Genomic DNA, 13125 nt, shown 5'->3' with positions numbered 1-13125 from the left:
TTAAAACAGATAAAAACCCATGAAAAAAATCTTATTACTCGCTCTGGCACCACTACTAATGCTGTCGTGCAGAGATACAAAAAAGAAAGATGCCGTAAAATCTACGGCAGTGGCTCAGCCGGAAATCCATAAAGAACTGTACGGTTTTTGGGTTGGTGATTTTTACACAGCAGAACAGTTAGAATACGATGGAGATATGCAGGATGCTTTTGAAAAACTGAATATCAACATCAAAAAAATAACAAAAGATACGGTAATCGCTCAGAGTGTAGTTTCGGGCAACAGTCGTCCCTTATTGGGTAAGCTATCTGAAGATGGGGGTAAAATCACTTTTGTTTTAGATGAACCCGGTACCGAAAAATACGACGGAAAATTCGAAATTACACTGGTTGGCGATACTTTAACAGGAAAATGGAATGCCTATAAAAAAGAACTTAAATGGCCTGAGAAAGAATTTAAATTACTCAAAAAAACCTTTGAGTATAATGCAAACCTGATGTTGCCATCAGAATCGAGTTACGTAGACTGGAGTGACCACAAGATGGTGAAAAGGCTGGATACCTTGGAAGATGGAACAGTAGATACCCTTGATGCCAATCCTTTTTTCAGAAGTGCGTCCGATCAGATTTTCAAACTGAATGCTTCAACCACGCTACTTAAGGAGGAAGATGTAAAGAATTTAAGAAAACTTGATCTCCAGATTCTTAAAAATACCATCTTTGCCAGACATGGTTATGCCTTTAAAAAACAGACTTTTAGAAATTTTTTCGATCCGGTAGAATGGTATGTTCCTGTTAAAAACAACGTTGATAATGATTTAACCTCAGTCGAAAATAAAAATATCAAGTTGTTAGACCGCTTTACCAAATATGCCGAAGACAATTATGATGCTTTTGGCCGTTAATTTGTAATAGAATTATCTATGAAATTGAACAGGGAGAAAATATTGGGTTTCTTTAAAAAATCGGAGAGTAAGGCTTCGGTGATTTTAAGCAATAAAACTAAGGCCAGTAAAACCATTAAGGATGCTTTAGGGAAGGCAGTAACAAATAAAGGCGATCTGGAAGGTGTTTGGTCAAAGCTGGTATTGCTGTTTGGTGTATCGAAAGATTATGTTAACGGAGACTACACCGAAATCCCGAAAAGATCAATTATAGCCATTTTAGGCGGATTGATTTACTTTTTATCACCGGTAGATGTAATTCCGGATTTTGTGCCTGTGCTTGGTTTTGTAGATGATATTTATATTTTAAACCTGGTGTATAGGCAGGTAGTTAAAGACTTAGAAAAATACAAAGCCTGGAAAGATGCTCAGGGAAAATTTATTGGTGATATTAATGGCTCAACCGCAACATAGTTTTACCGATTGGCTGGGGAATCATCTGTTCAGCTGCCCGTTTAAAGCACATTTTGGGATAGATTGCCCTGGCTGTGGCTTACAACGTTCCTTTTTAGCACTTTTAAGAGGAGATTTGATCGCCTCATTTAAATTTTATCCCGCAACAATTCCACTCCTTTTTGTGGTCTTATTTACCATTGTTCACCTCAAAGTAGATTTCAAGTTTGGCGCACAGCTCATTAAAATCGTTTTTGCAGGTGTTGCAGTAATTATCTTAATCAATTACATTTACAAAATATATACTCACCAATTGATCTAAATATACCGATGTCAGAAGAACAGGAAAATCCTCAAGAAAATAAACCCATTGATCTTTCAAAGAATCAAAACCCGGAGCCGTCGCCTTTTCAACCCGTTGATCAGGGACCTGTAACGCCACCGCCTTTCCAGCAACCGCCACCATTTCAGCAACCACCACCGTTTGGTCAGTTTGGAGGAGGATTTGGTCAGCAAAACTTACCTAATGCTACCGCTTCATTAGTGCTGGGTATCCTGGCGATTCCCGCTTGTTGCTTTTATGGCATATTCGGATTAATATTCGGCGTAATTGCCTGGATATTGGGTGCTGGCGATATGAAAAAATATCAGATTAACCCAAGTTTGTACACCGAATCATCATACAAAAATGCTAAAGCTGGTAAAATCTGCGGAATGATTGCCACAATATTAAGCGTGTTGTTTATTGTGATCGTGATTTTAGTTATAGTTGGGGCAATTGCCAATCCAGATATGTACAATAAAATTTTTAGAGGAATATAATATTACCCGATATTAATTTTACCTTAAAAATATAAATCGGATGGTGCATGCCATTCGATTTTCTTATTTTTGTATCATTGAAATTGTAAATAAAAAACTAAGATAATGTATCCAGAATATTTAGTAGAGCCAATGCGTAAGGAATTAACTAACGTGGGTTTTCAGGAATTAAAAAACGCAGCAGACGTAGATCAAGCCATTAAAGGCGAAGGTACGGTGTTGGTAGTAGTAAACTCGGTTTGTGGTTGTGCGGCAGCAAATGCACGTCCGGCGGCCAGAGCAGCAGCAGCACACGAAAAACACCCGGATAAATTGGTAACCGTTTTTGCAGGTATGGAAAAAGAGGCAGTAGATCAGGCCAGAAATTACATGATGCCTTTTCCTCCATCTTCTCCGGCAATGGCTTTATTTAAAGATGGTAAACTGGTTCATATGATCGAGCGTCACCAGATTGAAGGCCGTCCTGCCCAAATGATCGCTGATAACCTGATTGGCGCTTTCGAGCAATATTGCTAAAGATTGATTATACAGATTGAAGGATTACATTGATGGGTAATTCTGAATAATATAGAGATGGCGAGTGGAAACATTCGCCATTTTGTTTTTTTGAGATACCATCATTTCGAGCGGCAACGCAGTCGGGAACCCGAAGGTTCTGCGAAGCAAAATTTGTCCCGAGATTAGATCTCTCTCCCGAATATTCGGGACTACACTTCAGTCGAGATGACGACACTTGGTTTAAATCCTCTTAATCTGTGCCTTAAAAATCTTTATTTAATAACTTCTCCAGCTCCCCAAACGAAACGTTCATCCTTACGCGGCCTTGTTTGGCATAGGATATTTCTCCGGTTTCTTCAGATATGATTACCGCAACAGCATCAGTGGTTTCGGAAACACCAATCCCTGCACGGTGCCTTAAGCCAAACTGCGATGGCAACTGGTCGTTATCCGTTAGAGGTAAAATACAACTGGCACTTTTAATTTTGTTTTCAGAAATCACTACAGCACCATCATGTAGCGGACTGTTTTTCTGAAAAATACTTTCCAGCAAACGTTTTGATATTTTGGCATCTACAATTTCGCAGCTATTGGCAAAAAACTGTTCATCGTAAAATTTCACAAACACCATTAATGCACCCGTACGGGTTTTTTTCATGGTTTTGCAGGCATCTATAATGGGTTTTATCCTTGTTAAATTATTCCTTTCAATTTCTTTTCTGCCAAATAAATAACCCCACCAGGCTTTGTTTTTCTGTAAAAAGGCATTCTTCCCGATCAGCAAAAGGAAACGCCTGATTTCGGGATGGAAAATTACAATCAGCGCAATAATCCCTACGCTCATAAACTTGTCTATGATGGCGGTTAGCAGTTCCATGTGCAGGGCCTTTACTATCCAGTAAAAAACTGTGATAATAAACATCCCAACAAGCAGGTTAACAGCTAGTGTATTGCGGATTAGGGTATAAACGTAGTAAATTAATAAGGCAACCAGGATGATATCAACGATATCAGTTGGCGATACTTTAAGGAAGTCAAAATCAAAACCTTTCATTTAGTGGCAAGATAGCAAAACGGATTTCAGTTTACAATATTGGTTTACTGTTTAGTTGCAGGTTAATTGTATAAATTGGTTAGTTGTTGGGATTAGGTTAATTGTATAAATTGGTTAACTGGTTAATTGTAGGGATTAGGTTAATTGTTTATTTGACAAAATATTATGGATGTATTAAAAACGCTAATCGCTATACGCCAGCCACTCAACCTAACCTTTCTACCAGCCTCACGCACTCCACCGCTTCCCTTACATCATGCACCCTTAAAATACTTGCACCCTTTTGCAGCGCAATCGTATTCAATACAGTGGTTCCATTTAGTGCTTCTGCTGCGGTAGTGCCGAGGGTTTTATAAATCATTCCCTTGCGGGAGAAGCCAACCAAAACCGGGAGTTTGAATATTTTGAAGGCTTCCATGCGGTTAAGTAGTTCGTAATTATGATCAGTTGTTTTTCCGAAACCAAAGCCCGGGTCGATAATAACGTCGTGGATATGTAGCGCTTTAAGTGCTGCCACTTTTTTCGCCAGATAATCAATAACTTCTAAAAGTACATTATCATAAACCGGATTCTGCTGCATGTTTTGTGGGGTACCCTGCATGTGCATCATTATATAGGGCACCTGTAATTTGGCTACTGTTTCAAACATTTTCTCGTCCATATCGCCACTGGCAATATCATTAATGATGTGCGCACCTGCTAAAATGGTTGCTTCGGCCACTTTTGCCCTAAAGGTATCAATAGAAATTACTGCTTCCGGAAATTCCTTTGCTAAAACTTCAACCACCGGAACTAAACGGTCTGTTTCTTCATCTTCTGAAATATCTTTGGCTCCCGGACGTGAAGAATATCCACCGATATCAATAAAAGTAGCCCCTTCATTTAAAAATTGGGCGGCTTTGTTTAAAGCTTCATCTATGGTTTTTGTACGGCTGTTGCTGTAAAAAGAATCGGGGGTAATGTTCAAAATCCCCATTACTTTTGGTGTACTTAAATCGATAAGTTTACCGTTGACGTTTAAGCTTTGTTTGGGCTCAAAAAAGTTTTTTTCTGCCATAATAAACCCTTTCGGGATTTGGGTTTCGCTTTAAAAATGTATCTTTAGCTTTTGTTTTTTCACGACAAAAATACACTAAAAACTAAATAATTATTGGCTTTGGCACAAACAAATACCTCTACAGAATTTGATGAAGTGATTGCGGTTTGCAGATCATTATTTTTAAAAAAGACTAAAGATTACGGCACTGCATGGCGGATTTTAAGACCAAGTTCGATCACCGATCAGATTTTCATCAAGGCGCAGCGTATCCGTACCTTAGAAGAAAAAAAAGTTAGTAAGGTAGGAGAGGGCGTAGTATCCGAATACATTGGTATTGTAAACTATTGTGTGATTGCAATGATGCAGCTCGAACTGACTGAAAGCGACCCCAACGAAATGCCTTATGCTGAAGTTGAGAAACGGTTTGAAGATAAAGTAACGGAGACCAAAGATTTAATGTTTGCCAAAAACCACGATTATGGAGAGGCCTGGCGCGATATGCGCGTTAGTTCCTTAACCGATCTCATTTTGATGAAAATTTTTAGGGTTAAACAGATTGAAGATAATGAAGGACAGACCCTGGCTTCTGAAGGTGTAAAAGCGAATTATCAGGACATGCTGAACTATTCGGTTTTTGCGTTGATTAAGTTAGGTGTTAAATAAAATGAAGTTGCCTCATCACCACTAGAAAACAATTATACTGATGCAAAACGTACTTTTAAGATTTTCCCGATTTTTTGTAGGTGCCTTATTCATATTTTCAGGATTGATTAAAGCAAACGATCCGTTGGGCTTTGGCTATAAACTGCAGGAATATTTTGAAGTTTTTCACATGAATTTCCTCAGTGGAATGGCTACTGGCATTGCCATTTTACTCTGTACTTTGGAAATTGTACTGGGTGCATTATTGTTACTGGGTTTCTGGAGCAAAAAAGTTGCATGGGGTTTATTGCTGCTGATTATCTTTTTTACATTGTTAACATTTATTTCTGCCGCATTTAAAGTGGTTACCAGTTGCGGTTGTTTTGGCGATGCCATTCCGCTTACCCCCTGGCAGTCATTTAGCAAAGATCTGATTCTATTGGCGCTGATTATAATTATTTTCTTGAAAAAAGATCTCATTCAGCCATTATTCAAAAAAGAAGCCACACAAAGAAATATTGCTCTTGCAGTAACGGCAGTTTCTCTAGGTTTTGGCTTGTACACATACAATGTGCTGCCCGTTATCGATTTTCTGCCTTATAAAGTTGGTGCACATATTCCATCATTAATGGTGATCCCCCCGGGAGAAAAGCCTGATGAATTTGAGATTATGTACCACCTGAAGAACAAAAAAACGAAAGAAGAGAAGGATATGAGCGATAAGGATTACCTTAAAACCGAAATCTGGAAGGACAGCAATTGGGAAATTATAGGTGAGCCTACAAAAAACCTTGTAAAAAAAGGATTTGAACCTAAAATAAAAGATTTAAACATTACCGATGCTTCTGGTACCGATTATACCAAAGAACTGATCGAAAATCCATACTATAATTTAATTTTTGTGGCTTACGATCTTCATAGTACAAATGAGGCAGCCATAGGTAAATTAAATGCCCTGGCCATCAATGCTACGCAGCAGTTTAATATCCGTACTGTGTTGCTTACTTCTAACTCTGCACAGGATGCACAGGCTTTTATCAAAAAAAACAACTTATTTTCTGAAGTGTTTTATGCCGATGCCGTTCCCTTAAAAAGCATGGTAAGGGCCAATCCTGGTATTTTGCTGATGAAAAATGGAGTGGTGATTAATAAATGGCATTTTCATAATGTGCCAACTTTCGATCAGTTGAGCAGGAAATATTTCGATAAATAGTATGATCGGATACGCACTAAAAAAACTAATGTACGGACTACTGGTAATGAGTGGTGTGATATTGGTTGTTTTTGTGCTCTTCAATATTTTACCCGGTGATCCGGCACGGATGACGATGGGACAGCGGGCAGATGTGCAATCGCTTGAAGCTGTTCGGAAAGAGTTTGGTTTAGACCGCTCCAAACCCGTCCAGTTTGTTTTGTATATCAATGATTTATCGCCAATCAGTATTCTGGATAATGATAGCACCAGTAAGCAGAAATATCATTATGCAAGGCTGATTGCTTTTGATAAAAAAGTGCTGGCATTAAAATGGCCTTATCTTCGCAGTTCATACCAAACCAAACGCGATGTTACTGCAATTCTTTCCGAAACGGTACCCAATACCTTTATCCTGGCGCTAACGGCAATGATTTTCGCAACTATTATCGGCGTGTTTTTAGGCGTTTTATCAGCAGTGTATAAAGATTCATGGATTGATAAATCGGCCAATGCATTTGCGATTTTAGGGATTTCCTCTCCTTCATTTTTCGCCGGGATTATCATTGCCTGGCTTTTTGGATTTGTACTGAGCAATTATACAGGCTTAAAAATGAGCGGGAGCTTATATTCTTACGATCCGTTTAATGGAGAAGTTCTCACGCTTAGAAATTTGTGGTTGCCAATGATTACTTTGGGTTTAAGGCCCCTGGCCATTATAGTACAGCTTACCCGGAGCGCCATGTTAGATGTGCTGGCACAGGATTACATCCGCACCGCACGTGCTAAAGGGTTAAGCAGAAATGCCATTATTTACAAACATGCTTTAAAAAACGCCATGAATCCGGTCATTACAGCCATTTCAGGATGGTTTGCCTCTCTGCTGGCCGGTTCCTTTTTTGTAGAATATATTTTTGGCTATAACGGGCTGGGAAGGACGACGGTAACTGCTTTAGAAATGTCTGATTTCCCGGTGGTAATGGGCTCTATTCTTTTTATTGCTTTTGTATTTGTGGTGATCAATATCCTCGTTGATATTTTATATGCCTATGTTGATCCAAGGGTTAAATTAAATTAAACAATGCAGGAAGCGGAAATCATCAAATATACCGAGCTTGCCGATGGCAGGATTATCGAAATATTTAAACTGGCAACAGTTGAACTGCCCGATGCTGAACGGTTATTTAGTCATGTGCTCAATGCACAGCATATCTGGGCACAACGGATATCGGGTAAAAAACCGCTTTTTGGCGTTTGGGATATCCACCCAAAAGAAAATTTTGAAAGCCTTTCGGCTGATAATTTTAAACTGATCAGGGCAGTGTTGAACAATCATCCTTTAGATAAACTGATTTTCTATAGTAACTCAAGGGGCGATCAGTATGAAAACCGGATAGATGAGATTTTATTTCATTTATTTAATCATTCTACTTATCATCGCGGACAGGTTGTAACTTTGTTGAAAAAGGCAGGTTTTACGCCGCCTGTAACCGATTATATAATGTTAAAACGCGACCATTTATTATAGGTTGGATATAAGAAACACACATGAAAATTTTCCTTATCGGATATATGGGCTGCGGTAAAAGCACCAAGGCAAAACAGTTGGCGCATCGTTTAAATTGCCCCGTAATTGACCTGGATGCCGAAATTGTTTCGAAAACAGGTAAAACCATTGCCGAATATTTTGCAGCGTTTGGAGAAAGTGGTTTCAGGGATTATGAAAGCGAAATGCTTAAAACATACGATTATCCTGAAACATGCGTGGTAGCTACCGGAGGTGGTTTACCTTGTTTCTTCGACAATATGGAATGGATGAATGCGCATGGCGAAACGGTGTACCTGCAAATGGAGCCTGCAGCTTTGGTGTCGCGTTTACATAACCGCCAAAAACGCCCCTTAATTAAAGATCTGGATGATGAGCAACTTTTGGTCTTTATAAAAGAAAAACTTCAGGAACGTGATCCCTTTTATACTCAGGCAAAAATAATTGTAGATGCATTTGATCTGGATGGAGAAAAGCTGGAGGAAGTGATTAAGGGAAGTCGTTAGTCTGCAGTCCAGAGTCTATAGTCGATTGGCTTGCTAAGTCGGGCGTTTGGAGTCAATTCACCGATTTAATAATTCACCATCAAATAGTCAGAAGTCTAAGATTCGAAGCCAGTAAACGGCTTGTCTATAGTTTGACCATTAAGAAGTTAAGAAAATTAAGGTCTGGCGATCACTTTAAGCCATGACTATTTAACTAATAAGCTATGAACCACTAAACTATTGACCAATGAACCAATGACTAACGAACTACTGAACTAATGTCATCATCAATTATCTTCGCTGATAACAATGCAAGCGGAATTCCTCCTCCTGGATGTACACTGCCTCCACAGAAGTATAGATTTTTAACTTTTGAGCTAAAATTAGAGTGCCGTAAAAAGGCAGAAAATTGATTGTTTGAGCTGTTGCCGTACAAAGATCCCTGATACGATCCTGTTTTATTTTCGATGCTCCTGGGATCAAGAATCTGCTCGCAAATGATATCTCTTTCGATATTACGGTTTAAAACCCGGCTGATTTTTTTGATAATATTTGTTTTCGCCTCTTTAATTAATTGATCCCAGTTTTGCCCCGTATTTGCTGGTACATTGATCATTACAAACCAGTTTTCGCCATCTGCAGGTGCATCACCTCTAATATGCTTAGCACTGATATTAATGTAAACAGTAGGGTCATTACAAATGGTTTTATCTTTCCAGATGGCATTAAATTCCTTTTGATAATCTTCAGTGAAGAAAATATTGTGTAAACCTAAATCACTGTAATTGCCATCCATACCCCAGTAAAAGATCAACGCTGAGCTGCTGCGCTCCTGATTTAATAATTTTTTAGGCTCAGGTATGGTTTTAAGCAGATTTTTATAGGTAAACCAGATATCAAGGTTAGAGATCACCACATCCGCTTTATAAGTTTTGTCGTTAACTTTTACACCATTTATTTTTGCTTTGCCTTCATTAGTGCATAAAATTTCTTCTGCTTTTTGGTTGTAATGAAACCTGATGCCCAGCTCTTCAGCCAATTTAATTAAAGCCTTAACAATGCCATACATCCCTTCTTTTGGAAGAAAGGCGCCGAAATGATACTCGAAATGTGGAATTACATTCAATGTAGCTGGTGCCTGATAGGGGTCTGAACCGTTGTAGGTAGCATAACGGTTAAAAAGCTGCGTAATCCGGTCATCTTTAAAAATTGATTGGTTGGCTTTCGCCTGTGTTCTAAAGGCATCAATCTGACCAAAACGAAAGGTCGATTTTAAAGTATCCCAGTGCAGGTAGCTTTTAAGTTTATGCAAACTTCTTTCTAAAAATACCCGATGGGTAACCTCGTAGATCGTTTCGCTTTTTTTTAAATATCGCTGGACTTCTGCTGCAGTTGAATTTGTTTTTTCTTCTATGTCTTTTGCAAATTTATCAAGATCGGAGCTGGCACTTAGCCTTAAACCATCTTCATAAAAATAACGGCAAACTTCTTTTAGTTTGATGTATTTAAAATAATCTTCAGGATTTTTACCTGCCAGTTTAAAAAGTTCATCCACATATTGTGGCATGGTAAACAGGCTCGGGCCGGCATCAAACCTGAAACCATTCATTTTTATTTCACCCAGTTTGCCCCCGGGTTTTGAGTTGGCTTCGAAAACATCAACTTCATAACCTTTTACGGCGAGGCGGATAGCAGATGCAATTCCCGCAATTCCGGCACCGATAACTATGGCTTTTGGTTTAGGCATAATGCGAAAATAGAATAAATATTTTACTAACTTAAGGCAATGACAAAAGATGAAATTATAATTTATAAAAATGAAGAGGGGCTGCCGGCAATAGAAGTAGCTTTCGGTAATGATACTGTTTGGCTTACCCAACAGCAGATGCAACAGCTTTTTAATAAGACTAAGCAGAATATAAGTCTCCACATTAAGAATATATTTAATGAAAATGAACTGAATAAAAGTTTAACTGTCAAGAAATCCTTGACAGTTCAAAAAGAAGGCAATAGATCAGTTAACAGAGAAATCGAATTTTATTCTTTAGATGTAATTATATCGGTTGGCTATCGGGTAAAATCTGTTGAGGGAACAAAATTCCGCATATGGGCCAATCAGATTTTAAAAGATTATCTGATAAAAGGTTATGCCTTAAATCATAAAAAATTACAGGAACAAACCCAGCAACTTATAGAATTAAAGCAGGCGATTAAATTGGTTGCTACTGTTCAAAACAACCACTTGCTTAATAATGATGAGCTAAAGGATACTTTTAAAATTCTTACAGACTATGTTTATGCTTTAGATGTTCTTGATCGTTACGACCATCAACAACTGGAAAATGAAGTTTCTAACCATAAAGGCGATTTTAAAATAGATTACGATTCTGCACTTGAAGCCATAGATGATTTGAGGGTAAAATTTGGTGGAAGCAAACTTTTTGGCAATGAAAAAGACCAATCATTTAAAAGTTCATTATACACCATTTATCAAACATTTGATGGAGAAGAACTTTATCCGAGTATGGAAGAAAAGGCGGCCAATCTATTATATTTCGTCGTAAAAAACCATTCATTTTCTGATGGAAATAAACGGATCGCTGCCTTTTTATTTGTCTGGTTTCTGGATAAAAACAAAATGCTCTATCGCGAAGATGGTACAAAAAGAATTGCCGATAATGCACTGGTTGCGCTTACCTTACTCATTGCAGAAAGCGATCCTAAAGAAAAAGAGATGATGGTTAAAGTAGTGGTTAATTTAATCAACTATAAAAACTAAACTACTTCAACTCATCCAGGTACACTTTCGTTTGCTTTTCAATCTCGTTGGTGGCAAATTTAATGGCTGAACCTACTCTGGTGGTTTCTGGTTTTACAGGCATTTTATTAATGGTTGCTAAAGCATCAATATACCATTTGCACCAAACTTCGATAATATGTTTCTCATCATTTGCGGCTTTTCCATCGGCAATGGCTTTTCTGCTCAATTCAAATTCAGTTTTTAAGCGAATTAAGGCGTCTGCTTTCACTTGCGAAACAGTAGCTATAGCTGTGTTTTCATCAGCAGAAATTAAAGTATAAGCTGCAGTTAAACCACTTATGCCAACGTTTTTCATTTCTGTGGCCGAAACTTTATCAATCCGGTCATTATCAGTATGGTAAAATACATCCGTAAAGTGCCACATCAATAATCCCGGAATTTTATGCTGTAAAAATGGCGTATGGTCACTACCGCCTTCAAAAGGGTTATAGTTAACTGTCCAGTTCGCAAATTTTCCCTGTGCCTTGCAGATGTCGAAAATAAAATCGTTAAAATAATGTGGGAAAAGGTCTTTTTCTCCAAAATCGCCAGCGCCCCATTCGGTATGTTTATCTGCTCCCCTTGTCCAGATAGCAGATGGATCAGGCATTTTTTCAATCAGAAAAGAACCACCTGTTTTTTTGGTGTCTTCGCCAACCATATCCAAACTCATTCCCCATAAAATGCCTTTAGCGCGGGTGGTATCTTCCGTAATATATCGTCTCGTAGATACAATTTCGTCACCCCATAAAAAGGTTAAAGTACGCTTCGGACTGATCTTTTTTGACTGAAATAATTCTGCAGTTAGCCTCGCCATCTCAGCTAATGTACCCACTCCGCTCGCATTATCGTTCGCCCCTGGCTCCTGTACATGTGCACTGAATACAAAACGCTCGGTAGGGTTTACACTGCCCTTAACATTTGCTACAATGGTTAATTCTTCTGAAGGGTAAATTTTAGTCTGGATGTTTACTTTCAATTTCGTTTCGCCTTTTAAACAGGCTGCTTTTAACTTTTCTTTAGCAGCGTAAGAAAGAAGCAAAGTCCAAACTTCACTATTGGCTTTCATGCTTCCAAACTGAATGGAAGTTTGATGTACTTCTGGCTGGGTGTACTTTGGCATCGAATAACCTAAAACACCAATTGCGCCTGCCTTGGCAGCAATTTGAAGTAATCGTGATGGATTGTTTTCTGAAAACAGGATTTTCCCTTTCAGGTCTATTTTTTCTATTTCCGCTTGATTTATTTTCTCAATAAAAACAACATTGGCTGTAACGCCACCAACAGCGGTTGAACCGCAATTAATCGGAATCATATTGCGGTTGGTTTTAAAAGAAATGAGTGGCTGGGTTTCTCCTAAAATATCAATATTGGCATCAACAGGCTCCCAGGTATTGTTTTTCATCGCTCTTTTTTCGATGCGATAAGTTAATGGGGCTTCAAATTCGTTTTGTTTCTGTTCTACAAAACCAGCTTTTTTAAGGATGTTTTCCACATAATGAATGCTCGCATTGAAGCCTGTATTACCGGGCACACGAAAATATTTTTCTACGAAAGCGGTGGTTTCATAAGCGTTTTTTTCGTTAAAACCTGTACGTGTTAATTTGAAATAATCGTCGGTAGAGGTTTGAGCGTAACCCGACAATCCCGCAAAAAGCAGTATAAAAAGTATCTTCGTTTTCATGATTCTGTATAAAAACGAAAGATACTA

The 13125-nt window shown here is 38.4% G+C and carries 15 protein-coding genes; 11 read left to right on the top strand and 4 right to left on the bottom strand.

Annotated elements, in window-relative coordinates:
* Positions 1 to 19 precede the first annotated feature (19 nt).
* From ABD769_RS21650 to ABD769_RS21630, 5 genes are all read left to right on the top strand, one after another.
* The gene (locus tag ABD769_RS21650; protein ID WP_344853442.1) at positions 20 to 904 is read left to right on the top strand and encodes a YARHG domain-containing protein; all 885 of its coding nucleotides are present in this window, start codon (positions 20 to 22) and stop codon (positions 902 to 904) included.
* Between the two features lie 18 nt (positions 905 to 922).
* On the top strand, positions 923 to 1357 hold the full coding sequence (locus ABD769_RS21645; protein ID WP_344853441.1) for a YkvA family protein: 435 nt from the start codon (positions 923 to 925) through the stop codon (positions 1355 to 1357).
* A complete protein-coding gene (locus ABD769_RS21640) occupies positions 1338 to 1658 on the top strand; it encodes a DUF2752 domain-containing protein (protein WP_344853440.1) in 321 nt (106 codons plus the stop codon). Before ABD769_RS21645 ends, ABD769_RS21640 begins: the two co-directional genes overlap by 20 nt.
* A gap of 8 nt (positions 1659 to 1666) precedes the next feature.
* Positions 1667 to 2158 carry a CCC motif membrane protein gene (locus ABD769_RS21635; protein ID WP_344853439.1) on the top strand — a complete coding sequence of 164 codons (492 nt, stop codon included), beginning with the start codon at positions 1667 to 1669 and terminating at the stop codon, positions 2156 to 2158.
* Positions 2159 to 2263: 105 nt separating this feature from the next.
* Positions 2264 to 2674, top strand: a complete 411-nt coding sequence (locus ABD769_RS21630; protein ID WP_025145566.1) for a BrxA/BrxB family bacilliredoxin — start codon at positions 2264 to 2266, stop codon at positions 2672 to 2674.
* Positions 2675 to 2918: 244 nt separating this feature from the next.
* Here the strand turns inward: ABD769_RS21630 and cdaA are convergent, their stop codons facing one another.
* Both cdaA and folP read right to left on the bottom strand, forming a co-directional pair.
* Positions 2919 to 3710 carry a diadenylate cyclase CdaA gene (gene cdaA / locus ABD769_RS21625; protein ID WP_025145565.1) on the bottom strand — a complete coding sequence of 264 codons (792 nt, stop codon included), beginning with the start codon at positions 3708 to 3710 and terminating at the stop codon, positions 2919 to 2921.
* A 205-nt stretch (positions 3711 to 3915) separates the two neighbouring features.
* Entirely contained in the window at positions 3916 to 4767 is an 852-nt protein-coding gene (gene folP, locus ABD769_RS21620) for a dihydropteroate synthase (RefSeq protein WP_344853438.1), read from the bottom strand.
* A 99-nt stretch (positions 4768 to 4866) separates the two neighbouring features.
* On the opposite strand from folP, the gene ABD769_RS21615 reads away from it, so the two are divergent.
* Genes ABD769_RS21615 through ABD769_RS21595 form a run of 5 tightly spaced genes read left to right on the top strand, consistent with a single transcriptional unit; the run spans position 4867 to position 8635 of the window.
* Positions 4867 to 5412 carry a DUF1599 domain-containing protein gene (locus ABD769_RS21615; RefSeq protein ID WP_344853437.1) on the top strand — a complete coding sequence of 182 codons (546 nt, stop codon included), beginning with the start codon at positions 4867 to 4869 and terminating at the stop codon, positions 5410 to 5412.
* A gap of 40 nt (positions 5413 to 5452) precedes the next feature.
* Positions 5453 to 6604 carry a BT_3928 family protein gene (locus ABD769_RS21610; protein ID WP_344853436.1) on the top strand — a complete coding sequence of 384 codons (1152 nt, stop codon included), beginning with the start codon at positions 5453 to 5455 and terminating at the stop codon, positions 6602 to 6604.
* A gap of 1 nt (position 6605) precedes the next feature.
* On the top strand, positions 6606 to 7661 hold the full coding sequence (locus tag ABD769_RS21605; RefSeq protein WP_344853435.1) for an ABC transporter permease: 1056 nt from the start codon (positions 6606 to 6608) through the stop codon (positions 7659 to 7661).
* A gap of 3 nt (positions 7662 to 7664) precedes the next feature.
* Positions 7665 to 8111, top strand: a complete 447-nt coding sequence (locus tag ABD769_RS21600) for a DinB family protein (RefSeq protein ID WP_344853434.1) — start codon at positions 7665 to 7667, stop codon at positions 8109 to 8111.
* Between the two features lie 20 nt (positions 8112 to 8131).
* On the top strand, positions 8132 to 8635 hold the full coding sequence (locus tag ABD769_RS21595) for a shikimate kinase (RefSeq protein ID WP_344853432.1): 504 nt from the start codon (positions 8132 to 8134) through the stop codon (positions 8633 to 8635).
* Positions 8636 to 8873: 238 nt separating this feature from the next.
* On the opposite strand, the gene crtD is transcribed toward ABD769_RS21595, so the two are convergent.
* Complete coding sequence (crtD, locus tag ABD769_RS21590; RefSeq protein ID WP_344853431.1) at positions 8874 to 10361, bottom strand: 1-hydroxycarotenoid 3,4-desaturase CrtD; 1488 nt, start codon at positions 10359 to 10361, stop codon at positions 8874 to 8876.
* A 39-nt stretch (positions 10362 to 10400) separates the two neighbouring features.
* On the opposite strand from crtD, the gene ABD769_RS21585 reads away from it, so the two are divergent.
* A complete protein-coding gene (locus tag ABD769_RS21585) occupies positions 10401 to 11393 on the top strand; it encodes a virulence RhuM family protein/type II toxin-antitoxin system death-on-curing family toxin (protein ID WP_344853430.1) in 993 nt (330 codons plus the stop codon).
* Between the two features lies 1 nt (position 11394).
* On the opposite strand, the gene ABD769_RS21580 is transcribed toward ABD769_RS21585, so the two are convergent.
* Positions 11395 to 13098, bottom strand: a complete 1704-nt coding sequence (locus ABD769_RS21580; RefSeq protein WP_344853429.1) for a M28 family peptidase — start codon at positions 13096 to 13098, stop codon at positions 11395 to 11397.
* Positions 13099 to 13125: the final 27 nt, after the last annotated feature.

The sequence above is a fragment of the Pedobacter jeongneungensis genome (genome assembly GCF_039538295.1).
In the GTDB taxonomy this organism is placed as follows: domain Bacteria; phylum Bacteroidota; class Bacteroidia; order Sphingobacteriales; family Sphingobacteriaceae; genus Pedobacter; species Pedobacter jeongneungensis.
Note: the sequence above shows the minus strand (reverse complement) of the source record. Positions and strands in the feature narration are given on the sequence as shown.

Coding starts and splice junctions, on each gene's coding strand:
- ABD769_RS21635 (WP_344853439.1), top strand. CDS start 1,667: ATGTCAGAAGAACAGGAAAATCCTCAAGAAAATAAACCCATTGATCTT.
- ABD769_RS21600 (WP_344853434.1), top strand. CDS start 7,665: ATGCAGGAAGCGGAAATCATCAAATATACCGAGCTTGCCGATGGCAGG.
- ABD769_RS21640 (WP_344853440.1), top strand. CDS start 1,338: ATGGCTCAACCGCAACATAGTTTTACCGATTGGCTGGGGAATCATCTG.
- cdaA (WP_025145565.1), bottom strand. CDS start 3,710: ATGAAAGGTTTTGATTTTGACTTCCTTAAAGTATCGCCAACTGATATC.
- ABD769_RS21585 (WP_344853430.1), top strand. CDS start 10,401: ATGACAAAAGATGAAATTATAATTTATAAAAATGAAGAGGGGCTGCCG.
- ABD769_RS21580 (WP_344853429.1), bottom strand. CDS start 13,098: ATGAAAACGAAGATACTTTTTATACTGCTTTTTGCGGGATTGTCGGGT.
- crtD (WP_344853431.1), bottom strand. CDS start 10,361: ATGCCTAAACCAAAAGCCATAGTTATCGGTGCCGGAATTGCGGGAATT.
- ABD769_RS21610 (WP_344853436.1), top strand. CDS start 5,453: ATGCAAAACGTACTTTTAAGATTTTCCCGATTTTTTGTAGGTGCCTTA.
- ABD769_RS21650 (WP_344853442.1), top strand. CDS start 20: ATGAAAAAAATCTTATTACTCGCTCTGGCACCACTACTAATGCTGTCG.
- ABD769_RS21630 (WP_025145566.1), top strand. CDS start 2,264: ATGTATCCAGAATATTTAGTAGAGCCAATGCGTAAGGAATTAACTAAC.
- ABD769_RS21605 (WP_344853435.1), top strand. CDS start 6,606: ATGATCGGATACGCACTAAAAAAACTAATGTACGGACTACTGGTAATG.
- ABD769_RS21595 (WP_344853432.1), top strand. CDS start 8,132: ATGAAAATTTTCCTTATCGGATATATGGGCTGCGGTAAAAGCACCAAG.
- ABD769_RS21645 (WP_344853441.1), top strand. CDS start 923: ATGAAATTGAACAGGGAGAAAATATTGGGTTTCTTTAAAAAATCGGAG.
- folP (WP_344853438.1), bottom strand. CDS start 4,767: ATGGCAGAAAAAAACTTTTTTGAGCCCAAACAAAGCTTAAACGTCAAC.